The sequence below is a fragment of the Devosia sp. Root413D1 genome (assembly GCF_001425235.1).
Classification (GTDB): domain Bacteria; phylum Pseudomonadota; class Alphaproteobacteria; order Rhizobiales; family Devosiaceae; genus Devosia_A.
This window is the reverse complement of sequence record NZ_LMEA01000007.1, coordinates 58,405-79,174: the sequence shown is the minus strand read 5'-3', so window position 1 is coordinate 79,174 and position 20,770 is coordinate 58,405. Positions and strand designations below refer to the sequence as shown.

Here is a 20,770-nt window from a genome sequence, read left to right as displayed (position 1 = left end):
TGTGGCCTCTTTCACTTCCAGGCGGTGACGGCGGCGATCGAACGGGATGCGAAGCGGTCGACGTCGGCGGGGTTGTCGTGTTCCATCACCCAATAGCGGGCGTTGGTGTGGGCTTTGACGGCGTCCGAGAGCGCCGGCCAGTCGAGCGTGCCATGGCCGACATCGGCCCAGCCGTCTTCGTTGGCATTCTCCCCGGCGGGAGCGATGTCCTTGACGTGCACGGCGTTGATGCGGCGGCCATGCTTCTTGATCCACTCGATCGGATCCTGGCCGCCCTTCACCACCCAGGCGACATCCATTTCCCAATCATTGTTGGGCGCGGTGTCGAGGATGAGGTCCATCGGCAGCTTGCCGGTGGCGGTGGGGCGGAACTCGAAATCATGGTTGTGCCAGCCGAAACCGAAACCGCGTCGGCGGAAGGCTTCGCCGAGCTTGGCGAGGGTCTCGCCGAGCTCGATCCACTTGCTGTCGCCCTGCCCTGCCTCGCGCTCCTCCTTGGGGACCGCCGGGCAATAGAGGAACCTCATGCCGAGCGTTTCTGCGATCTTCAGCGCGGCCTCGGTATCCTTGAGCTGGGCGAGGCCGAAATGGCCGGTCGGCATGGTGAGGCCGTGCTGCTTCAACGATGCGGCGAGGCTATCGGGCTCGGCATAGAGCCCGCCAAAACCCTCGACCTGCTTGTAGCCGAGTTTGGCGAGACGCCCGAGCACGCTGTCCAGCGGCGGGAAATTCCGCGCGCTGTAGAGCTGAAAAGAAAAGTCCAACAGATGTCTCCTCCACTCGTGCACTTCTCCGTTTCGCTGAAACGGTGAGATGCACTCGATCCTCGGTTTGTCGCGCTTTCGACCCCGGAAAAGTCTGCAACTCTTCCTGAAAGCGCTCCGTAAAGCCACCGCCCCGGTCGTTGCCGGGGCGGCGCAGTGCTGATTTATCGCGGTTCGTAGCAGCCCGTTCGGCGGGCCGCTACGCGTCCGGTAAGCTCAATGAGCCGAAAGGTCAGATGCGGTTGCCGCTCGCTGCGTTGAAGACGGAACCACGACCCGGATCGAAACCGATCAGGACCTTCTGGCCCGGCTCGAGATGTACTTCGGCGGCAGCGCGGAAGGTGAGCGACTGCCCGGCGATCTTGGTCCAGGCGACGGTATCGGCACCCATCGGCTCGACGATCTCGATCTCCGATTCCATCTGCACCGGCATTTTCCGCGCTTCCTCGCCGACAGCGATGTGCTCGGGCCGAATGCCGAGGATCGATGCGCCATTGGTCTGGTTGGCGAACTGGTAGTTGCCAAGCGGGATGTTGGCCTGGCCATCGACGCTGAGCGTAGTGCCACTGAGATCGCCCTTGATGAAATTCATCGAGGGCGAGCCGATGAAGCCGGCGACGAACAGGTTGACCGGCCTGTTGTAGATGGTGTGCGGGTCGGCCAGCTGCTGGATCACGCCATTCTTCATGATGGCGATGCGGTCGGCCAGGGTCATCGCCTCGATCTGGTCGTGCGTGACGTAGATCATGGTGTTCTTGAGCCGGGCGTGCAGCCGCTTGATCTCGATGCGCAGGTCGTTGCGGAGCTTGGCATCGAGGTTGGAAAGCGGCTCGTCGAACAGGAACACATCGACATCGCGCACCAGGGCGCGGCCGATGGCGACACGCTGGCGCTGGCCGCCGGAGAGTTCGACGGGCTTGCGCTGCAAGAGCGGCTCGATCTGCAGGATTTCCGAGGCGCGCTTGACGCGGGCATCGACCTCGGCCTTCGGCATGCGGGCAACGCGCAGGCCGAACGACAGGTTCTTTTCGACCGTCATCTGCGGGTAGAGCGCGTAGGACTGGAACACCATGCCGATGCCACGGTCCTTGGGCTCGTCCCAGGTGACGTTCTTGCCGGAAATGAAGATCTGCCCGTCGGAAACATCGAGCAGGCCAGCAATGCAGTTCAGCAGCGTGGACTTGCCGCAGCCCGAAGGCCCGAGCAGCACGATGAACTCGCCCTGTGCGACCTCGAGATCGAGAGACTCGAGGACCTTCACATTACCGAAGTTGAGGCTGAGATCCTTGATGGAAACGCTAGTCGTCATTGAGGATTACCCCTTCACCGCACCGGCGGCGATGCCGCGGACGAACCATTTACCCGAGATGAAATAGACCACCAGCGGAACCGCTGCCGTGAGGATGGTTGCAGCCATGTTCACGTTGTATTCGCGGGTACCGGTCGTGGTGGTGACGATGTTGTTGAGCTGCACCGTCATCGGCATGTTCTCGCGGCCGGCGAAGACCGTGCCGAACAGGAAGTCGTTCCAGATGCCGGTAACCTGCAGGATGATGGCGACGATGGTGATCGGCACCGACATCGGCAGCATGATGCGGAAGAAGATGCCCCAGAACCCTGCCCCGTCAACGCGGCCTGCCTTGAACAGCTCGATCGGCAGCGAGGCGAAGAAGTTGCGGTAGAGCAGCGTCAGGATCGGCATGCCGAAGATGGTATGGACGACCACGATGCCCGGGAGCGTCGCGAACAGCCCCACCTTCGAGAGCCCGATGATCAGCGGATAGATCACCACCTGAAACGGCACGAAGGCGCCGAAGATCAGGATGCCGAACAGCAGCTCGGAACCCTTGTACTTCCAGAAGCTCAGGGCGTAGCCGTTGATCATGGCGATGACGATAGAGACCGGCACCGAGAGCGCAGTGATCTTCACCGAGTTCCAGAAGCCAGGCTTCAGGCCGTTGCAGTCGCGGCCGGTACAGGCGGTGTCCCAGGCTTTGAGCCACGGGTCGAAGGTGAGGAGCGCCGGCCAGTTGAACAGGTGCCCTTCGCGGATTTCCGGCATCGTCTTCAGCGACGTCACGATCATCACCCAAAGCGGCATCAGGAAGAAGACGGCCGAGATGATGAGGAAGGCGTAGACGCCGATCCGTCCGATGGTGACGGTCTTGGGCTTGGGGCCGCGCGGTCCGGAGAGCGTGCCGGCAGAAAGGCCCGGTGAGATGGCTTCAGTGGTCATTATGCCCTGCCCGCCTTGCGATTTGCGTTCCAGCGCAGCAGGTACTGCACGGCGATGAGAAGCATGACCGGCAACAACATCATCGTCGCGGCGGCCATACCCTGGCCGACGTTCACGCGGTCGGTGATGTGCTGGATGACGTAGACGGCCGGCATCTGGGTCGAAACGCCCGGTCCGCCCTGGGTCATGGCGATGACAATGTCGAAGACGCGCACGATGCCGGTCATCTGCAGGATGAAGGCGGTCGCTACGGCGCCTTTCATCATCGGCAACACGATGAACAGGTAGGTCTTCCAGGTCGGGATGCCATCAACCTTGGCGGCCTTCCAGATCTCGGAGTCGACACCGCGGAGGCCCGCCAGCAGAATGGCCATGGTCACCCCGACGCCGTTCCACAACCCGCCGAGCACGAGGCCGTAGAGCGCAGTCTCCTGCTTTACCAGCGGCGCGAACTCGAAGTTCGTCCAGCCAAGCTGGCGTACGGCGGACTGGATGCCGAGATTGGGGTCGAACATCCACTGCCAGACGAGGCCGGTAACGACCAGCGACATGGCGAACGGATAGAGGAAAATCGAGCGGAACAGATCTTCCTGCTTGATGCGCTGATCCATGAAGACCGCGAGCAGGTAGCCGAACACCATGCTGACGCCGATCGACAACACGCCGAACACGGCGAGGTTGCGGACCGAGATGTTCCACCGATCGTTCGCCCACAGCCGCTCGTACTGAGCCAGGCCAATGAAGTTGAAGTTCGGGAACAACTTGGAATTGGTGAACGACCAGATGATCGAAAAGATGATGCAGATCACGAACACCCCGACCGCCGTGACGATCATCGGCGTGGTGCCCAGCACTGACTGAATGTTGAATTTCCGGCGCGTGCGCGGTTTGTGCTCCGCTGCTGTGCCGGCAAAACCAGGCGCCGCTCGCTCGCCCGGTTCGGCGATCTGGGTCATGGTTCACTCCCCGCGTTGTTGAAACAACCGGCACCGGATCCCCTGCCCACCCGGATACGCCGAAAAAAGAGCCGGGCGGTGCTTTTGGCACCGCCCGGACATCATAGCACCAGATCAGTCGGCGTTCTGGAGGATCGTCACGTACTGCTCGGCGGCTGCCGCGGCAGTCATCGTGTCGTCAGCCCAGAACTGGGCGACGAGGTCGTTCATCTGACCGGTGGTGTCGTTCGACTGCCAGCGGCCGGCATCCACGGCAATGTTCGCCGGGTCCTTGATGATCTCGAGGCCGCGCTTCATGCAGTCGTCAGCGAGCGACATATCGACGTCGTCACGGATCGGCATGGAGCCCTTGGCGTTGTTGAACAGCGCCTGGACCTGCGGGTTGACCATCATGGAAGCCATCTTCAGCTGAGCCGCTTCGACAGCCGGATCCGACTGCTTGGGGAACAGGAAGATGTCGCCGCCGGTGGAGACGGTCGGGTGATCGATCGGCAGAGCCAGACAAGCGTAATCGACGCCGGCCTTCTCACCGGCGACACCGAACTCGCCACGGGCCCAGTCACCCATGATCTGCAGGGCCGCCTGGTCGGTCACGACGAGGTTGGTCGTGTCGTTCCAGTTGCGGTTCGCCGAACCGGCATCGGAGAACTGCTTGAACTGACGGAACTTCTCGAACACCGCCGGCATCTCTGCCTTGGCCAGCTCGAGGTCCTTGTCCTTCAGGATCTTTTCGCGCTTCTCGAGGCCGAGCAGCGAGGTCTGGATCACGCCGAAGGCGCCGTTGATCTGCCAGCTTTCGCCGCCGATGGCGAACGGGATAATGCCGGCTTCCTGAAGCTTCGGAGCTTCCGCGAGGAAGTCGTCAAAGCTGGTCGGGAGCGGCACGCCGGCCTTCTCGAATGCCGGGACCGAAGCCCAGGCCCAGTTCCACGAGTGGATGTTGACCGGCACGCACCACCAGTGACCATCGACAAGGCAAGCCTCGGAGATGGACGCCGGACGGATGAAGCCAGCCCAGTTCTCTTTCGTCGCCAGATCGGTGAGATCGAGCAGCATGTTGCCGGCGATCAGTTCTTCGTACTGACGGCCGGGGTTGAACTGCGCCGCGCCCGGAGGATCGCCACCGAGAATGCGCTGCAACGTGGCCGAACGGGCATTTTCGCCGCCGGCGATAGCAGTATCGACCCACTTGTCGCCGCCCAGGGCGTCGAACTCACGGGCGAACACCGACACGGCGGCCTGTTCGCCACCCGACGTCCACCAGTGAATGACTTCAACGTCCGCGGCGCGCACCGAGGTGCTGCCAAGCAAGGCGGCAGCCACCAGGGCCACCACCGACACGACTGACTTCATAATGTAATCCTCCCAACGTTCACCCAGGAGCAAAACGCCCCTCGCGAAATTTGCGCCAGCCGCGCAGGGGCCCCTCTTGTTGGGAAAGCTCCGGTGCTGGCTGCGTGTAATCGATTACACAACCCCTTGCAGAAGGTCAATGCAATCGATTGCAGGAGTTTCAGACATTCCTTGCGCGGCTGTCAAGGTCGATCTAGACAGAGCGGGCGAGCAGCGGCGAGGGAGCGCTGCGAACTCATGGTCCTGGCAAGAAAAACACCGACGATTCAGGACGTTGCCCGTCACGCAAGTGTGTCCGCGGCGACAGTCAGCCGTGTGCTCAGTTCGCCCGAAAGGGTGACGGAGACAACGCGTGAGCGGGTTTATGCTGCGGTGCGCGACACCGGCTACACCATCAACCAGGCGGCCCGATCGCTCCGGCTCAAGGCAGCGCGGACGATTCTGATGGCGGCGCCCAACATCGGCAACCCGTTCTACTCGACCATCGTCGACGCGGTGATCCGCGAGGCGGCCGAACGCGGCTACAGCGTGCTGGTGGCGAGCCGGATCGGCGATGACCCGAACCGCTGGCTCAGCGACTACCTGCTCTCCAACCGCGCCGACGGGCTGTTGCTGTTCGACGGCTCGCTCGACACCAACCGGCTGCATGGCTTGCGCGACGATGGCGTCGCCCTGCCGCTGGTGGCCGCCTATGACGAGATCCCCGATGCCAAGATCCACTCGGTGATCACCGACAACCGGCTGGCGGCCAAGCGGGCGATCAAGCACCTGGTGGAGCTCGGGCACACCGAGATCGGCCACATCATCGGGCCATCGCGCAACCAGTCGACCAACGAGCGCTTCATCGGCTTTGCCGAGGCGATGCAGGAGGCCGGGCTGGCGGTGCGCGAGGAATGGCTGTTCCCCGGCACCTACAACATGGAGTCGGGTACTGCCGCAGCCGAGCACCTGCTCGCCAGCGGCAAACTGCCGACGGCGGTATTCTCGGGCAATGACGAGATGGCCATCGGCCTGATCCACCGGCTGCGGCTCGAGGGGCTCGACTGCCCGCGCGACATCTCGGTGGTCGGCTTCGACGATATCGCCGTGGCGCGCTTCTTCGATCCGCCGCTGACCACCATGCGGCAGCCGCGCGAGGAGATCGGCCGGATGGCCACCCGCTCGCTGATCGACATCATCGAAGGTATCGCCCCCGAGGACGAGCCCATCCACGTGGTGCTCAACTCCGACCTGGTCATACGCGAGAGCACGCGCCGCGCCGGCTAAGACGCTTGCGGCCCGGGGCACGAGGTGCAAATGATGCGCCGTTGCCGGGGGGCACGGGACGCATCGTGGACTGGGGGATAGCCAAAGCCGGCGGGTCGGCCGTTGAGCTGCGCATGGCGCGGCGCGACCTTGTATTGCCGCGCCTGGCGGTGGCGTATTTCCTCGTTCTCAAGCTCGTCTACGCGCTGTTCGTGCCGCCAAACATCGACGAGGCCTACTACTGGCTGTGGGGAGCGCACCTGCAATGGTCGTATCTCGACCATGCGCCGCTGGTCGGATGGGCCGGCGGAGCAGCGGCGTTGCTGCTGGGCTGGACCCCGATCGCGGTGCACCTGCCGGCGCTGCTGAGTTTTGGCGTGCTGGTCTACGGCCTCGCCCGCAGCGCCGAGTGGCTGGCTACCGAGGATCCGGAGCGGCACTTCTGGGTCGGGCTGGCGCTGTTCTGTGCCTCGCCGCTGCTCAATGCGCTGACGACGCTCAACTATCCCGACCACGTGCTGATCTGCTTTTCGGCACTGTCGATGCTGCAGCTGGGTAAGTATCTGGGTGCGCTGCGCAATGGTGGCGAGGGCCGGCTGCGCGACCTCTACCTCGGCGCCCTGTTCATGGGACTGGCCGGACTCAGCAAGTACAATGCGGTGTTCATCGCCCTGGGGCTGCTGGTGGTGATCGTCGGCCAACTGGAATTTCGCCGCCTGCTCCGCTCGCCGCACCTCTATCTGGCGGGGCTGCTGACGGTGACGATCACCCTGCCGGTGGCGTGGTGGAACGCCCAGCACCATTTCGTCAGCGTCGGTTTCCACACTGCCGGGCGGTTCAATGCCAGCGGCAGCCACTTTTCGCTCGACGGCGTGACCTCGGTGCTCACAGCGTCGCTGTTCTACGTCTCGCCATTCCTCGCCTGGGGCTTGTTCCGCTTCCTGTTCGGTCGCGAGCTTGCCGGGCCGCAGGGCGCCTACCAGTTGCTGGGGCGGTGGACCGCCCTGCTCTCGAGTGTCGGCATGCTGGCGCTCGCCAGCTGGAGCGCCGCGGCAAACCAGGTGAAGCCGCACTGGCTGGTGCTGAGCTTTCTGCCGTTCGTCATCGTCGCGCCGCTGTTCGTGCGCTCGCGCTGGGCGATCCGACTGCACCTCGCCTGGGGCATGCTGCTGATGAGCCTGGCGACGCTCTATTATCTGGCGGCGCCACTGCCCACCCAATTGCTCGGCGTCCGGGACCGCGAGGCGGTAGAGACGTTCGGGCAGGAGCAGCTGGCAGCCGCGGCCAAGGCCGCCGCAGCGCTGCACGGCGCCTCGCTGATCGCCTCCACCACCTACGGCAACACCGCCAAGCTGGCCTTTGGGTTGGGCAGCGACGGCAACGTAATCGACCTCAGCGGCCAGCCGGGGCAGTTCCGCCTCTGGCGACAAGAGCTGCCGGATACGGGCAAGAACGTGATCATCGTCGCGCCGGCCGGCGCGCCGCCGAGCGGCTTCGCCGATCGCTTCGACAGCGTCGAGGACCTCGGGCCGGTTGACGCCGAGCGCTTCGGCCACCGGCTGACCACCTACCAGCTGCTGCTGGGGCGCGGCCTCAGGCCCTGATGCAGGGCGACAGAACAGCTGCATCACGCCAGCACAACACCACTGCAGCTAACCTCATTGCTGCCGCCGTTCGCGGCTAGGCTAGGTCTTTGATTTGTCGCGCTTCCGAGGTGGAAAAGTCCGCAATCCCCGCCTTTGTGGGGACTGGCTTTTTCCTGAGGCGTTCCAGGCAACCGCGAGCCGTATTCGGACGTTCAGGGCCGATCGGAGAGCAGTTTATGACGACGGTGAGAATTCTGGTGCGGCACGACGGAGCCGGCTGGCGAATCGCCAGCCCCGGCCGCGACCTCGACACGGCCTCGGGTCCGCGCCCCTACACGCAGCGCGATGAGGCCATCTCGGACGCGCTGTTCGCAGCCCGGATGCTGCGGGCATTGGGCGAGACGGCGTCGGTCTATGTAGAAAACAGCGACGGGCTGCGACTTGTCGCCGAGGAGGACGTACAGGTCTGGCGCAAGCATTAGTTTTGGTCTTGTGGCGTTTTCGAACGTCCTGAAGGCGCTGCAGGGCCAAACAGGGGGAACCGGATGCCGTCCGACAAAGAGCAGCATCCGGCCCACCCGATAGCGAGTGTGGACGCAGTGTCGGGCATGGCAATTAGCTGCCATGCCCGACACTGCCACAATCCCGACTAAGGTCGGTATGTCGCTGGTTGTGCAAGGAAAATGGTCTTGCACCATGCACCGGTGGTTGCGACCGGCGCCGGCAGTCAGGGAGCGCCGAGAAAGAACGGATGGCGGCGTCGGCAGGTCGGCCGGCTCGTCGCGGCCCACGCACCAACTCTCGGGGCGAAGAGGCTTGCAGCGCCCATTGACTGGGACGCACCGTCAACCCCGCTTACCCATTGCAAAGTTGATTGACGTGGCACTCGACACCCGCAGCGATCGCACATCGTGGGTGCAGGATCGGGGCCCCGCGATCTATGACCATCGAGCGGGGCTCGGTTCGTGAACGATCAGCGTAGCTCCCGGGGCGATACGCGCCCCTGCCCTGCGCGCGGCGATCTCACAAGCGCTGGCGCACATGCCTTCGACAACGAAGCTTCGCCCAAGCCCCTTGTACTTGTCGACGTGCCGCTCCCAGACCTGGACAATGCCGCCGAGCCCGGTCAGCACGCACACCGACTGCTCACATGCCGGGGGCCAATACCGAGCGTCGCCAATCATTTGGCGCACGCTAACCTCTCCGGCGCTGGTAAGACTCGAAACAGCCCAGATGATCAGCAGCCAGAGCATCCCCGACAGCACGAAGGCGCCCAGCCAGTACCAGGCACGCCCAAGGACCAACCTGCCTGAACTCCTTGCACCCTCGGCAGCCATCGTGCCCTCCATTTCGACCGGCAAAGTATCTCTGATACGGACTAAGGTCGCCAGTGACAGAAAAACCCAAATCTTCGCAAAATAACAGCCTTCTTTTCGACTCCCACAGGTCGATCGCCAAACCGACATCGATTCAAACCCTTAGTGATGGGCGCAGGTTCGGGGCTGAGAGATTGGCCGCATGGTTCGTGTTGGTTGCCACCCCAAGTAACCTGAGGGGGTCACGCCACTATACCGGCCGTCGCGGGCGGGCCCGGTGGTGTCAGCAACCGCGATGTGAGGATGGGTGACGCTGGAACAGGCTGAGCTTCACACCAAGCCGCTAGCGGAGAGGAGCTCGCGCTCCTCTGGCGGATGACCAACGCTGGTTGGGCGGGTGGCGACCTCGGCAGGATTCGAACCTGCGACCAACAGCTTAGAAGGCTGCTGCTCTATCCCCTGAGCTACGAGGCCGTGGCGCGGGTGTAGCGCAATCGGTCTCGATTGTCAGGCCTTGGGTTTGCCGACTCCCGGCAGCAATGGCAGGGTGCGCGCCACACTGGAGCGCTCCATCGCTCGTTGAAGCGATGAAACGCTCCAAGCGTTTGACTTGTCGCGCTTTCGAACCGGAAAAGTCTGCAACTTTTCCTGAAAACGCTCCGGGAGGACCCTGCCGTGTTCCCCTATCTCACGCGGATTTTCTGGCTCCTGGTGCAGCCGCTTTCGCTGGTTGTGCTGCTCCTGGTGGCCGGGCTGGCGTTGAGCTGGCTCAGGCGGCGGTGGATCTCGCGGATGCTGGTCGGGCTGGCGCTGCTGCTGCTGCTCCTCTGCTCTTTCACCACCTTCGGCTATGTGCTGATCACCCCGCTCGAGCAGCGGTTCGAACGGCCGGCGGAGCCGGCTCGGGTCGACGGCATCGTGGTGTTGGGCGGCGGCATGGATGGCGAGGTGAACTCGGTGCGCGGCGGCTATGAGTTCAACCGCTCCGGCGACCGGTTCGTCGAGGCCCTGCGGCTGGCGTTGCACCACCCGAACGCCAGGATCGTCATTGCCGGCGGGCCGGCGGCTTTGGTGCAGCAGGAGCCGGAAGCGCTGGCGGGCAAGCGCTTCTTTGAGGCGTTCGGGATCGCGCCCGAGCGCATCCTGATGGATGACCAGTCGCGCAACACCGAGGAGAATGCGCAGTTCGCCAAGCAGTTGGCAAAGGTCAGCGCGGGCGAGACCTGGCTGCTGGTGACCTCGGCCTTCCATATGCCGCGAGCGGTGGGGCTGTTCCGCAAGGCCGATTTCCCTGTCATCCCGTGGCCGGCGGATTACCTGGCGAGCGGCGCCGAAGGGGTGCGGATCAAGCCGGACCAATCGACCGAGAACATCTCGGTGAGCAGTCTCGCACTGCGCGAATGGGCGGGGCTGCTGGGGTATTACCTGACCGCCCGGATCGACGAGGTGCTGCCGGGGCCGTGAAGGGGCGAGGACCACGAGGCGCGCCACACACTCGATGTCATCCCAGCGAAAGCTGGGACCCATCCATCGGCTGGCACAGGCTGCGAGCGGACGAGGGCAAGAGCCCTCGCCGCGGGGTCCCAGCTTTCGCTGGGATGACACCGGTGAGTTGGGACCAGCAGCCTAGAGATCGAAGAACGACAGCTGCGGGGTCTGCTTGGGCGGCGGGGCAACGGGTTCTGCTTCGGCCCTCGGCTTGGCGACGCGCGGCTTGGCCGGGGCCTTGGACTTGACGACAATGATCGGCTCCGGGGGCGGTTCGGAAGCTGCGACCATGGGCACCGGAGCCGGCTCGGGTGCGACCAGAACGGGCTCCGGCGCAACCACCGGAGCTGCGACGATCGGCTCAGGCGCGATCGGCTCAGGGGGACGTACCGGCGCTTCGACGGTTTCTGGAGCTTCGGGGGCGACAGCTACCGCCACCGCAGCCTTCCTCGCCCTGCCCGGCTTCTTCTGATGCGTTTCCAGCCAGGCCATGCCGGGCTTCAGCTCGTCGCGCTGGAACGAGTAAAGGTTCTCGCGCCCCTGCTTCACCTCCTGCACCAGCCCGGCTTCCTTCAGCACCCTCAGGTGCCGGGAGATGGCCGGGCGGCTGATATCGAAGGCGGCCGCCAGCTCATGCACCGGGCGGGCCTTGTCGTGCAGCAGCTCGAGCACCCGGAGACGGGTGGGATCGGCGAGGGCGGAATAGAGGTCGGCGAGACTCATTTCGTCTTCCGAAACAATGGAGTGCGCGGACAGTTGTAACAACTGCGTTACGTGTCAAGCGGCCGGAGTGCGGAATGGGTTGACTGTGACAGTCCGATGACGGGATTGTCACAGCTTATTTGCTTCGGAGCGTTTCGACGAAAAGTCGAAGCGCTCTGCGCCGTTATCCTTTGTCGCGCTTTCGAACCGGAAGAGTCCGCAACTTTTCCTGAAAGCGCTTGTGAGAGAGCCCTGAAGCGCCGTGACGACCGAGACGACCATTGCCCGAACCTGGTGGACCCGGGGCCGCCCCTTTTCCCTGCCCGAGCTGATCGCGGACGGGGTGGTGCATGGCATCGGCATCGTCGTCGCCGTGGCGCTCGGGGCGGTGCTGCTGGCCTTTGCCGGCTACGAGACGGCGCCGAACGAGCTGCCGGCGCTGGTGCTGTATGTCGGCAGCCTGCTGCTGGTGCTCAGCATTTCGCTTGCCTTCAACCTCTGCCCGATCGCCTCGCCGGCGAAGCGTACTTTGGCGCGGCTCGACCAGGCGGCGATCTTCCTGTTCATCGCCGGCACCTATACGCCGTTCCTGGTGCTCTTGGGCGCAACACCCTCGAGCATCATCATCGGGCTGTTGATCTGGGGCGCGGCGCTTACCGGCATGGCGCTGAAGCTGTTCGTGCCGCACCGCTTCGGGCGGGGCGCGATCATCCTCTATCTGGGCATCGGCTGGAGCGGTGTGTTCGTGTTCCAGGCGCTCGCCTCGCACCTGCCCGGCGTCGCGCTGTGGCTCCTGGTGGCGGGCGGGCTCTGCTACAGCGTCGGGCTGATCTTCCACCTGTGGGAGCGTCTGACCTTCCACAACGCCGTATGGCACGGCTTCGTCGTCGCCGGCGCCAGCCTCCACCTCGTGGCGGTGCTCGACTGCATGGTAATCAGCCGGCTGTAGCGCCGTTCTTGATGCGATCGTGCACGACGCGATCGCCGGCGGCGATGCCCAGTTCCTTGGCGCGGCCGCCCGGAATTTCCAAGACGAACATCACCGGACCATCGGACGGGATCGAGGTCAGATCGAGCGGCCGGGCGTTGGCGTGGATATTGGCCACCAGCCCCTCGGCGGTGATGAACACCATGTCGAGCGGGATCAGCGTATTGCTCATCCAGAAGCTGACTTCGCGGCTTTCCTTGAAATCGAACAGCATGCCGGCATCGGGCGCCAGGGCTTCGCGATACATCAGGCCCTTGGCCCGGGATTCTGGCGTATCCACCACCTCGACGGTGAAGGGATGGTTGCCGTTGCGCGACTCGATGACCAACCGGTCATCAGAGGCGCAGGCGGTGAGCGTCAGGAGCAGGAGGGCGATAAAGGCGCCATGCAGGGCCCGGAGGATGTTCATGGGTTCTTGGGGGGTTAGTGCGAACTGGCGGCACCTTATCGCGCCACCGAGGCTTCGGGAACAGCGTCAAGAGACGCGTTCGAGAACAGCGCGAAAGGCTATTGACCTCAACTGCTGTTGAGGTCCGACAAGCCTGGCATCCCAGATGGAAGGAAACCCAGATGAATGCCCGGCGGACTGCCGATATCGAGACCATCCACCGCTTTGTTGCCGCGGTTGAAGCGTCGCAGCGCAACCGCAGCCCCGACGATTTCATCGCGCTGTTCTCGCCCGATGCGGTGTGGGTAACGGGCGGCGGCGTGCGGCTGACCGGGCGCGACGAGATCGACGCCTTCACCCGTCGGGTGCTCACCCCTGCCCTGGGCGACGTGCACGCCACCTACAAAGTGGAGCACGTGCTGTTCGTCGATGACGACGTCGCCGCGGTCAATGTGCGGGCTACGCCCGAGCATGCCGATGGCTCACGGATCGAGGGCGAGCTCGAGGGCACCAAGCTCTATGTGCTGAAGCGCAACGCCGAAGGCTGGAAGTTCGCCTCGAGCCATAACGGCTTCATCCAGCCGCAATAGCGGCCGGACAACCGCCCTCTAGCATGCATGATAAAGTCGCCTCCTCGCCGTGCGGGGAGGCGCAAGATCAGTGTGAGGACGGCGCGTCGCCCCAGCCGTCTGGACGGATCTCGGCGACCATCAGGCCCTTGGGGCCAGTGCCGTAGCGGACGAGGACGTGCTGGCCGGGGCGCAGCTCGGTGATGCCGAAGCGGCGCAGCGTCTCCATGTGGACGAAGATATCCGGAGCGCCGTCACCGGCCGAGAGGAAGCCGAAGCCGCGGATGCGGTTGAACCACTTCACCTCGAGGCGCTCGAGGCGGCTGGTCGGCTCGACGGTGACATGGGTGCGCGGCGCCGGCATCTGCGCCGGGTGCTTGGCGGTCGAATCGTCCATCGAGAGAATGCGGAAGGCCTGCAGCCCACCCGGTCGCGCCAGCGCCTCGACGACGATGCGCGAGCCCTCATAGGCGGTCTGGTAGCCGTCCCGCCTCAGGCAGGTCACATGCAGGAGCACATCTGGGCGGCCATCGTCGGGGACGATGAAGCCGAACCCCTTGGAAACGTCGAACCACTTGATCGACCCAACCACCTCGATGACATCGAGATTGGCGTCGCCGCCGTGGTCGGATGCCGGGTGCTGTCCGAGCGGGCCGGTCTCGTCGGACCGGAACCCGGGTTCGTCACCGTCGGCTGTAAACTTGGCCCCCATGCCTCAAGCCTTTTCGTACTCGCCCCGCCGCTGTTCGGGGTACGCCACACATGAGGCACTGTGTCCGATTCAGCCGGGGAAGTTAAGAAGCGTTTACGATTTTGTCAGGGGTTTTTCGCAACCGCTTTGGAGGACCGGCAATACCGGCGCTTCCAGCCCGGTATTCGATGACCCGTGTGTCGTCGACGAGTGTCCAACTTGATGCGGGCGGCCAGCCGTTGTAGGCCGCACCAACACACTCTCCGGGAGGACCAGACGTGAAGTATCTCCACACCATGGTGCGGGTCACCGACATCGAAGCGAGCCTGAAATTCTATCGCGACGGCCTCGGGCTCGAGGAAGTCCGGCGCACCGAGAACGAGAAGGGCCGCTACACGCTGATCTTCCTCGCCGCCAAGGGCCAGCACGAGACGCCGGTCGAGCTCACCTATAACTGGGACCCCGAGGTCTATACCGGCGGCCGCAATTTCGGTCACCTCGCCTACGAGGTCGCCAACATCTACGATTTCTGCGCCCATATGCAGAAGCTCGGCTACACCATCAACCGCCCGCCCCGCGACGGCCGCATGGCGTTTGTCCGCTCGCCCGACAACATCTCGGTCGAGATCCTGCAGGAAGGTGCGGCGCTCGCCCCGGCCGAGCCCTGGCTGTCGATGCCGAACACCGGCGCCTGGTAAGCCGCCCCCCGGGGGCAGCCATCCGCAGCCCCTGAGGTAACCGACCGCTAACCAATCGGCTTAGCCGACGGTTAGCCAAGACTTTGTAGCTTCCTCGCGAGCGCCGGCCGGGCAAGGGCCGGCGTTCTGCTACCGCCCTGACGCGCGGCATGGGAAGTGACGAATGATCCGACTGATTGCGGTGCTGGCAAGCGCCCTGCTGCTGAGTGGCTGCTTCTTTTTCGGCGGCGGTGGCGGCGCCTCCTACAAGGGCTACGTGCAGCGGGCCGGCATGTTCCTGTCGTCGACCGATGTCGACAATTCCTGCATCTCGCCAAAACTGCGCTCGGTGATCAGCTCGTTCGAACGCAAGTTCGGCAAGAAGATCGTCGTCAACTCCGGCTATCGCGATCCGATCCGCAACATCATCGGCGGCGGCGAGGATTCGAGCTACCACATGCGCTGCATGGCGGTGGATTTCTTCATCCCCGGCGTTTCCAAGGGCCAGCTCGTCGCCTTCGCCCTGCGCAACGAGCAGGTCGGCGGCCTCGGCTGCTACCCGGGCCGCGGCTTCATCCATGTCGACGTGCGCGACCGGCCGCGCGGCTGGAAGAAGCCCGTCACCTTCTCAGGCTGCTGACCTTCCACAGGGGCTGACATAAGCGCGTGTTTCTTCGAAAAACACCCTTGCCAGCCCGAATGAACCTCCCTATACGGACGCCACCGCGGCGCCCTTCGTCTATCGGTTAGGACGGCACCCTTTCACGGTGCAGAGAGGGGTTCGACTCCCCTAGGGCGCGCCACTTTCCCCTCATGGGCTGGTGGTTGACGGTACGGCGCTCATCGCCGATAAAGAGTTCCTCCGCGCCCATCGTCTAGCGGTCAGGACACCGCCCTCTCACGGCGGGAACAGGGGTTCGATTCCCCTTGGGCGCGCCAATTTTTCCAAACATCTAAAAGACTTAGCTGGGGCGCGTTGGTTCCCGTCCAATCTTTGTCCAATATTGTGGGCGCGCTGCCTTCAGCGCTACTTGGTCTACTGCACTTTCATGGTGACGGTAATGGCAGGTCCGGTTAGCGATCGACGGCCGGCGGCCGAGCACTCCTAGTCGTCGCGATAAGCCTCGTGCACGCGGGCCTGCGTCCACAGATCATGCGCGCAATTCGGGCAGTTGCCCGGTGCAACGGCCTCTTCAGTTTGGTGGAGTTGGCCACAGCGGCGGCATGCCAGTAGCGTGCTGTTGGACGTGGCCGCGAGCGCTGAGATTTTCACCGGCGGTTCGATTTCCCAAGGAGGGACGATCGGCAGTCCTGGACGGTCGTCCGCCTTGTCCCGGAAAACTGTCAACACACCATCCGGCTCGATGTAGGCACGAGCGACCTGCCCCAGGTGCTCAACGCCATGATGACGCAACTGCTGGAACAGTTCGCTGCCGCCAAGGGACACGTCGTTGAGGAACTTCCTGTCAATGACGCCGTCAGTGATGACCTCTTTGGGCACACCATCGAGCAGTCGCTCGGCCGCCTTGTTGCGGGCAATCAGCATGTCAAGCAGCTTGTTGGCGACAACTACGACGGTAACAACCAGCAGAGCGTGAATGAGCGGCACATCGGGATAGAACATCGCGTCGCCCACGGCCGAGCCGAGCGCGATCACCAGCAGGAACTCGATGGTCGACAGCTGCCCGATCGTCCTGCTACCCAGCCAGCGGAGCAGCAGCAGGGCATAGACGTAAACGATCAGCGTGCGGAAGATGATCTCGAGCAGGAACAGCGGCGACTCATCGCCGAACAGCATGCGCTGCAAGTCGAAGGCTGCAATCGGCTCCAAGAGGCGCTCCAAGCTGTGTGACACCCCCTGCAAACGCGGACATTAGGGGTGTGTTCCGGCGTGCCAGCGCGTTGCCGGAAGGACACACCAGTCGCTGCGTCGGAGTGAGGCTACCTTGTGCCTCCGTATCTCATAGGGAACTGCGTGAGCGCGGCTGAATTAGCGTCTTCAGTGCTGGAGACGAAGTCCTTATGGCCCGAACTCAATCTGCTTTGTCGACGTCGGAACAGTCCGCGAGGGGCTCCGTTCGCGTCCACATCCAAAACCCACCGACGACCCCAAATGCGCTGACGCTGGCTCCGTCTAAATTGATGGAGGCCTTGGCGGCTCGCGACTTGGCACGGAAGGTCATCGTTAGTGTGGACGATGGTGGTGACGAGCTACCGAAAGAGTTTAGTGCCGAGGTCCTCGTTACTTTGCCGAAGGTCGACCTCGCGAAGGCTCATAAAGCCAACCCGAATTTGCGGTGGGTTCAAACAACCTTCGCCGGCGTTGAAGGCATGGTGGATAAACTCCCCCGCGGCCTTCGGGTGACCAACGCGTCCGGTGTTCACGCTGAGAAGGGAGGCGAGTTCATCCTTACGGCCGCCCTGATGCTCACCCATGAGGTTCCTCGCTACGTTACTGACCAGGCCAACAAGGAGTGGAAGCCATTGTTCGGCCCGGTCCTGAAAACGCACCGCATTACCATCCTCGGAGTAGGCGCAATCGGTGCCAGCGGCGCACAACATCTCAAGCAGCTCGGCTGCAAGGTCACCGGCGTGACACGATCCGGACGTGCCAGGATTAAGCTCGACAGGATCGCAACCCTTGCCGAACTCGATGAGGTGCTCGCACAAACCGACATCCTGGTTTCAACATTGCCGGACACCCCACAGTCCCAGGGGCTAATCGATCGCCGTCGGGTCGACTTGCTGCCCGACGGCGCCGGGATCGTCGTCGTCGGTCGCGCCGCTCCGTTGGACTATGAAGCCATAATGGATCGGCTTGATGCGGGGACGCTGCGCGGTGCACTTCTTGATGTGTTTCCTGAAGAGCCAATCCCCTCTCGGAACCGGGCATGGAAGACCCCAAGGCTGATCATCACGCCCCACTGCAGCGTCGACGACCACACGACCTACATCGACCGCTGCATCGAGATCTTCGTGGACAACCTCCAACGGTACCTGTCCGGCCGCAAGCTCCTGAATCTGGTCGACCCAAAGCAGGGTTATTGAGATGAAGGGCAAAAATGTACTCGTGACCGGAGCGGGTTCCGGTCTCGGAAAGGCTTGTGCCCTACTATTGGCGGCTGAAGGCGCTAACCTGGCTTTGCTTGGACGTACGCCCAAGGAGCTAGAAGAAACGGCCTCGGCCGCCAACGCGCTCGGAGGCTCAGCAATGACGCTCGTCGCTGACATCGCCGATGAGGGGGCAATGCAGTCGGCCTTCAAGCAGATCGAGAAGAGGTTCGGCAACCTCGACGGAGTGTTCGCGAACGCCGGGATCAACGGTACGTGGGCCCCTATCGATGACCTTACCTACGAAGAGTGGAACGAGACTGTTCGCATCAACCTGGGCGGAACGTTCCTCACCTTGCATTTGTCCGTGCCGCTGATGAAGCGAAATGGCGGTTCGATCGTCATCACTTCCTCGATCAACGGCACTCGAACATTCACCAATGGGGGCGCGTCGGCCTATTCAACGACCAAGGCTGGCCAGCTGGCTCTGGGGCAGATGGCAGCGCTCGAACTCGCCCGATATCGCATCCGAGTAAACGTTATCTGTCCAGGGGCCATCGAGTCCGAGATTGGGGACAACACCAACCGCCGCAACGTTCGCCGCGCCTCCGTCCGTGCAACGTTCCCGGATGGACGCGTCCCGCTGACCAAAGGAGAGCCTGGAGCGGCGGGAGACGTGGCGCGACTGGTTCGATTTCTGTTGTCAGACGACGCCGGGCACATAAGCGGGACCCCGATCTGGATCGATGGCGCTCAGTCGCTTCTGATTTAGGCGCCCCCGCCCCACCCGATCCTGAAGGGCTAGTAGGGCGCCAGCAGCGACGTACGACATCAATTCCCGGAGCCCATTCCGGGGCGGCTCAGCAGGTCGTCAGCGATGAGGGCTTGGGGCTTGCTGCTACGCCCCGCGCTACGAGGTGGTGTCGTTCGGAACGACCCCGCACACCATGCGTTGCGCTCGGATACTTCGATGGAGGTGATCGTGGCAGTTCGTCCTTACTGGAAAGGCTATTTGAAGCTGTCCTTGGTGACATGCGCGGTAACCCTGTCGCCGGCAACGACAGAGGGGAACCGCGTTCGCTTTCATACTCTGAACCGCACCACCGGCGACCGGATTTACACCCGGTACGTCGACGGCGAGACGGGAAAGACCGTGGATGATGATCATCAGGTGAAGGCTTACGAAAAGGCGGAAGACGAGTATGTGGTCCTCGAAGATGAGGAGCTGGACGGGGTAAAACTCGACAGCGTGCGCACGATCGACATCGATGAGTTCGTTGAGGCCGATACGGTGGAGTGGACTTATTTCGACACGCCCTACTTCGTGGTACCGGCCGACGAGGTGGGCGAGGAGGCCTTTTCGGTAATCCGCGAGGCGATGGCAGATCAGAACGTGGTTGGCATTTCTCGGCTGGTCCTCGGCAACCGAGAGCGCGCCGTGATGCTGCAGCCCTGGGACACTGGCATTTTGCTTTGGACCCTTCGCTTCGGCGACGAAGTTCGTGACGAGGACGAGTATTTTGAGAAGGTCGAGGAAGTAAAGCCCGACAAGGAAATGCTCAGCATGGTCGAAAGGATCATCGAGGAGCGGACAGCCGCCTGGAACAAGGACATGGTCAAAGACCCGGTTCAGGCCAAACTGAAAGAGATCATCAAGGCCAAGGAATCGCCAGGGCGGAAGTCGAAGCCCGGAAAGGCGGAGGCCGAGCCCGAGGCGCCTTCTAACGTTATCAACCTCATGGCCGCATTGAAGAAGAGCCTGCAGAACAAACCCGGTCAGAGAGCCAAGGGCGGGCGCTAGCCCGCCTTGCGCCGCGCCGGAGCAGCCTTGCTTGCCGGCTCCGCCCTCTTCGCCTTCGACTTGCTGGCAGACCGACGGGGCGCCGACGCGCCCTTGGCGCCGGCGCTGAGCCGGAGGGCCTCTAGCAGGTCGTTTTTCTTGGTGGGCTCCGGCGGGCGGATGGGGACGATCTTCTTGCCGTTGATCTTGGCCTGCACCAGATCCGCCAGGGCCCCCTCGTAGCGATCATCGAACTTATTCGGGTCGAACTTGCCGGCCTTGGTCTTCAGAATATGCTTGGCCAGGTCCAGCATTTCCGGCTCGATCTTGCTCTTCTTGATCCCTTTGAAGGCGTCGGAGGCTGAACGCACTTCGTAATCGAAGTTCAGCGTGGTCGCGATCAACCCGTCGTGGTGTGCACGGATCAGAACCGGCCTAAGCCTGCGGAACAGTACAGCATGCGCGATCGCCGCGGCTTTTCGCTCTCGCAAAGCCTCTCGGATCAGGACGAAGGTCTCGTTCCCGATATCAGTGGTTGGCAGCAGGTAGTAGGGTTTGTCGAAGTAGGTGGGCTCGATCTTGTTGCAGGCAATGAATTGATCGACCGTGAGAGCCTTGTCACTGTTGGGCACCGCGGCCGCGATCTCATCGGGCTCCAGCACCACGTATTGGCCATCGCTGGTTTCGTAACCCTTCACCTGGTCCTCGAGCTCGACCGGTTTGTCCGTTTTCTCGTCCACATAGAGACGCTTGAGCCGGTTTCCGGTGCTGCGATTGACCATGTGCAATGAGATGCGCTCGGACTGCGACGCGGCTGCGTACATCGACACGGGACACACGATCTCAGCGATCTTGATGACGCCTTTCCAGATTGCTCGAGCTGCCAATTTGCGCGACCTCCATTGAGTTCGGACAACGGTTGGCAGGCAGCACTGTTCCCTCCTGGTGAACGGCAAGCCCATAATCGACGCGACTTCACC

At 63.2% G+C, this 20,770-nt stretch carries 22 protein-coding genes and 3 tRNA genes; 13 read left to right on the top strand and 12 right to left on the bottom strand.

Annotated elements, in window-relative coordinates; genetic code table 11:
• Positions 1–11: 11 nt before the first annotated feature.
• From ASC89_RS05250 to ASC89_RS05230, 5 genes are all read right to left on the bottom strand, one after another.
• Positions 12–767 (bottom strand): sugar phosphate isomerase/epimerase family protein, encoded by a 756-nt coding sequence (locus tag ASC89_RS05250; RefSeq protein WP_407065060.1) that lies wholly within the window; start codon positions 765–767, stop codon positions 12–14.
• A 229-nt stretch (positions 768–996) separates the two neighbouring features.
• A complete protein-coding gene (locus tag ASC89_RS05245) occupies positions 997–2,073 on the bottom strand; it encodes an ABC transporter ATP-binding protein (protein ID WP_055995497.1) in 1,077 nt (358 codons plus the stop codon).
• A 6-nt stretch (positions 2,074–2,079) separates the two neighbouring features.
• Positions 2,080–3,000, bottom strand: a complete 921-nt coding sequence (locus ASC89_RS05240; RefSeq protein ID WP_055878726.1) for a carbohydrate ABC transporter permease — start codon at positions 2,998–3,000, stop codon at positions 2,080–2,082.
• A complete protein-coding gene (locus ASC89_RS05235; RefSeq protein WP_082528073.1) occupies positions 3,000–3,956 on the bottom strand; it encodes a carbohydrate ABC transporter permease in 957 nt (318 codons plus the stop codon). Before ASC89_RS05235 ends, ASC89_RS05240 begins: the two co-directional genes overlap by 1 nt.
• 114 nt (positions 3,957–4,070) lie before the next feature.
• Positions 4,071–5,309, bottom strand: a complete 1,239-nt coding sequence (locus tag ASC89_RS05230; RefSeq protein ID WP_055878729.1) for an ABC transporter substrate-binding protein — start codon at positions 5,307–5,309, stop codon at positions 4,071–4,073.
• A 237-nt stretch (positions 5,310–5,546) separates the two neighbouring features.
• Here ASC89_RS05230 and ASC89_RS05225 point away from each other — a divergent pair, with 237 nt between their 5' ends.
• The 3 genes from ASC89_RS05225 (at position 5,547) to ASC89_RS05215 (ending at position 8,622) form a co-directional block, all read left to right on the top strand.
• Positions 5,547–6,575 carry a LacI family DNA-binding transcriptional regulator gene (locus ASC89_RS05225; RefSeq protein WP_082528074.1) on the top strand — a complete coding sequence of 343 codons (1,029 nt, stop codon included), beginning with the start codon at positions 5,547–5,549 and terminating at the stop codon, positions 6,573–6,575.
• Positions 6,576–6,688: 113 nt separating this feature from the next.
• Positions 6,689–8,158 (top strand): glycosyltransferase family 39 protein, encoded by a 1,470-nt coding sequence (locus ASC89_RS05220; protein WP_055995493.1) that lies wholly within the window; start codon positions 6,689–6,691, stop codon positions 8,156–8,158.
• 218 nt (positions 8,159–8,376) lie between these two features.
• Positions 8,377–8,622 (top strand): hypothetical protein, encoded by a 246-nt coding sequence (locus ASC89_RS05215; RefSeq protein WP_055878738.1) that lies wholly within the window; start codon positions 8,377–8,379, stop codon positions 8,620–8,622.
• 456 nt (positions 8,623–9,078) lie between these two features.
• Here the strand turns inward: ASC89_RS05215 and ASC89_RS05210 are convergent, their stop codons facing one another.
• Positions 9,079–9,477, bottom strand: coding sequence for a hypothetical protein (locus ASC89_RS05210; RefSeq protein ID WP_055878741.1), 399 nt, complete (start codon positions 9,475–9,477; stop codon positions 9,079–9,081).
• Between the two features lie 377 nt (positions 9,478–9,854).
• Positions 9,855–9,930, bottom strand: a tRNA-Arg gene (locus ASC89_RS05205).
• A gap of 201 nt (positions 9,931–10,131) precedes the next feature.
• Here ASC89_RS05205 and ASC89_RS05200 point away from each other — a divergent pair.
• On the top strand, positions 10,132–10,920 hold the full coding sequence (locus ASC89_RS05200) for a YdcF family protein (protein WP_055878744.1): 789 nt from the start codon (positions 10,132–10,134) through the stop codon (positions 10,918–10,920).
• A gap of 162 nt (positions 10,921–11,082) precedes the next feature.
• On the opposite strand, the gene ASC89_RS05195 is transcribed toward ASC89_RS05200, so the two are convergent.
• Positions 11,083–11,667, bottom strand: a complete 585-nt coding sequence (locus ASC89_RS05195; protein ID WP_055878746.1) for a helix-turn-helix transcriptional regulator — start codon at positions 11,665–11,667, stop codon at positions 11,083–11,085.
• A gap of 241 nt (positions 11,668–11,908) precedes the next feature.
• Here ASC89_RS05195 and ASC89_RS05190 point away from each other — a divergent pair, with 241 nt between their 5' ends.
• Positions 11,909–12,595 carry a hemolysin III family protein gene (locus tag ASC89_RS05190; protein WP_055995490.1) on the top strand — a complete coding sequence of 229 codons (687 nt, stop codon included), beginning with the start codon at positions 11,909–11,911 and terminating at the stop codon, positions 12,593–12,595.
• Here ASC89_RS05190 and ASC89_RS05185 read toward each other — a convergent pair.
• The gene (locus tag ASC89_RS05185; protein WP_055878753.1) at positions 12,582–13,043 is read right to left on the bottom strand and encodes a DUF192 domain-containing protein; all 462 of its coding nucleotides are present in this window, start codon (positions 13,041–13,043) and stop codon (positions 12,582–12,584) included. The genes ASC89_RS05190 and ASC89_RS05185 overlap by 14 nt on opposite strands.
• A 161-nt stretch (positions 13,044–13,204) precedes the next feature.
• On the opposite strand from ASC89_RS05185, the gene ASC89_RS05180 reads away from it, so the two are divergent.
• Entirely contained in the window at positions 13,205–13,612 is a 408-nt protein-coding gene (locus ASC89_RS05180; RefSeq protein WP_055995487.1) for an SgcJ/EcaC family oxidoreductase, read from the top strand.
• Between the two features lie 67 nt (positions 13,613–13,679).
• On the opposite strand, the gene ASC89_RS05175 is transcribed toward ASC89_RS05180, so the two are convergent.
• Entirely contained in the window at positions 13,680–14,303 is a 624-nt protein-coding gene (locus ASC89_RS05175) for a cold-shock protein (RefSeq protein ID WP_082533190.1), read from the bottom strand.
• Between the two features lie 257 nt (positions 14,304–14,560).
• Between ASC89_RS05175 and ASC89_RS05170 the strand changes: the two genes are divergently transcribed.
• The 4 genes from ASC89_RS05170 to ASC89_RS05155 all read left to right on the top strand — a co-directional run bounded on the left by ASC89_RS05170 (position 14,561) and on the right by ASC89_RS05155 (position 15,898).
• Positions 14,561–14,980: a VOC family protein gene (locus ASC89_RS05170; RefSeq protein ID WP_055995483.1), complete on the top strand. Its 420-nt coding sequence runs from the start codon at positions 14,561–14,563 to the stop codon at positions 14,978–14,980.
• Between the two features lie 163 nt (positions 14,981–15,143).
• Positions 15,144–15,599: a D-Ala-D-Ala carboxypeptidase family metallohydrolase gene (locus ASC89_RS05165; protein ID WP_055995479.1), complete on the top strand. Its 456-nt coding sequence runs from the start codon at positions 15,144–15,146 to the stop codon at positions 15,597–15,599.
• A gap of 88 nt (positions 15,600–15,687) precedes the next feature.
• Positions 15,688–15,762 (top strand) — tRNA-Glu (locus ASC89_RS05160).
• A gap of 61 nt (positions 15,763–15,823) precedes the next feature.
• Positions 15,824–15,898 (top strand) — tRNA-Glu (locus ASC89_RS05155).
• 166 nt (positions 15,899–16,064) lie between these two features.
• Here ASC89_RS05155 and ASC89_RS05150 read toward each other — a convergent pair.
• On the bottom strand, positions 16,065–16,790 hold the full coding sequence (locus ASC89_RS05150; RefSeq protein ID WP_055995475.1) for a DUF421 domain-containing protein: 726 nt from the start codon (positions 16,788–16,790) through the stop codon (positions 16,065–16,067).
• A 335-nt stretch (positions 16,791–17,125) separates the two neighbouring features.
• On the opposite strand from ASC89_RS05150, the gene ASC89_RS05145 reads away from it, so the two are divergent.
• The 3 genes from ASC89_RS05145 to ASC89_RS05135 all read left to right on the top strand — a co-directional run bounded on the left by ASC89_RS05145 (position 17,126) and on the right by ASC89_RS05135 (position 19,811).
• Positions 17,126–18,007 (top strand): D-2-hydroxyacid dehydrogenase, encoded by an 882-nt coding sequence (locus ASC89_RS05145; protein WP_162247904.1) that lies wholly within the window; start codon positions 17,126–17,128, stop codon positions 18,005–18,007.
• Between the two features lies 1 nt (position 18,008).
• Positions 18,009–18,782, top strand: coding sequence for an SDR family NAD(P)-dependent oxidoreductase (locus ASC89_RS05140; protein ID WP_200940419.1), 774 nt, complete (start codon positions 18,009–18,011; stop codon positions 18,780–18,782).
• A 198-nt stretch (positions 18,783–18,980) separates the two neighbouring features.
• Positions 18,981–19,811, top strand: a complete 831-nt coding sequence (locus ASC89_RS05135) for a Ku protein (RefSeq protein ID WP_244488401.1) — start codon at positions 18,981–18,983, stop codon at positions 19,809–19,811.
• Here the strand turns inward: ASC89_RS05135 and ASC89_RS05130 are convergent.
• Positions 19,808–20,677, bottom strand: coding sequence for a Ku protein (locus tag ASC89_RS05130; RefSeq protein WP_055995467.1), 870 nt, complete (start codon positions 20,675–20,677; stop codon positions 19,808–19,810). The genes ASC89_RS05135 and ASC89_RS05130 overlap by 4 nt on opposite strands.
• Between the last annotated feature and the right edge of the window lie 93 nt (positions 20,678–20,770).

Bases quoted from the DNA above. Each gene is read 5' to 3' on its own strand.
- ASC89_RS05245 (WP_055995497.1), bottom strand. From the start codon at position 2,073: ATGACGACTAGCGTTTCCATCAAGGATCTCAGCCTCAACTTCGGTAAT.
- ASC89_RS05240 (WP_055878726.1), bottom strand. From the start codon at position 3,000: ATGACCACTGAAGCCATCTCACCGGGCCTTTCTGCCGGCACGCTCTCC.
- ASC89_RS05235 (WP_082528073.1), bottom strand. From the start codon at position 3,956: ATGACCCAGATCGCCGAACCGGGCGAGCGAGCGGCGCCTGGTTTTGCC.
- ASC89_RS05230 (WP_055878729.1), bottom strand. From the start codon at position 5,309: ATGAAGTCAGTCGTGTCGGTGGTGGCCCTGGTGGCTGCCGCCTTGCTT.
- ASC89_RS05225 (WP_082528074.1), top strand. From the start codon at position 5,547: ATGGTCCTGGCAAGAAAAACACCGACGATTCAGGACGTTGCCCGTCAC.
- ASC89_RS05220 (WP_055995493.1), top strand. From the start codon at position 6,689: ATGGCGCGGCGCGACCTTGTATTGCCGCGCCTGGCGGTGGCGTATTTC.
- ASC89_RS05215 (WP_055878738.1), top strand. From the start codon at position 8,377: ATGACGACGGTGAGAATTCTGGTGCGGCACGACGGAGCCGGCTGGCGA.
- ASC89_RS05210 (WP_055878741.1), bottom strand. From the start codon at position 9,477: ATGGCTGCCGAGGGTGCAAGGAGTTCAGGCAGGTTGGTCCTTGGGCGT.
- ASC89_RS05195 (WP_055878746.1), bottom strand. From the start codon at position 11,667: ATGAGTCTCGCCGACCTCTATTCCGCCCTCGCCGATCCCACCCGTCTC.
- ASC89_RS05185 (WP_055878753.1), bottom strand. From the start codon at position 13,043: ATGAACATCCTCCGGGCCCTGCATGGCGCCTTTATCGCCCTCCTGCTC.
- ASC89_RS05180 (WP_055995487.1), top strand. From the start codon at position 13,205: ATGAATGCCCGGCGGACTGCCGATATCGAGACCATCCACCGCTTTGTT.
- ASC89_RS05175 (WP_082533190.1), bottom strand. From the start codon at position 14,303: ATGGGGGCCAAGTTTACAGCCGACGGTGACGAACCCGGGTTCCGGTCC.
- ASC89_RS05165 (WP_055995479.1), top strand. From the start codon at position 15,144: ATGATCCGACTGATTGCGGTGCTGGCAAGCGCCCTGCTGCTGAGTGGC.
- ASC89_RS05140 (WP_200940419.1), top strand. From the start codon at position 18,009: ATGAAGGGCAAAAATGTACTCGTGACCGGAGCGGGTTCCGGTCTCGGA.
- ASC89_RS05135 (WP_244488401.1), top strand. From the start codon at position 18,981: ATGGAGGTGATCGTGGCAGTTCGTCCTTACTGGAAAGGCTATTTGAAG.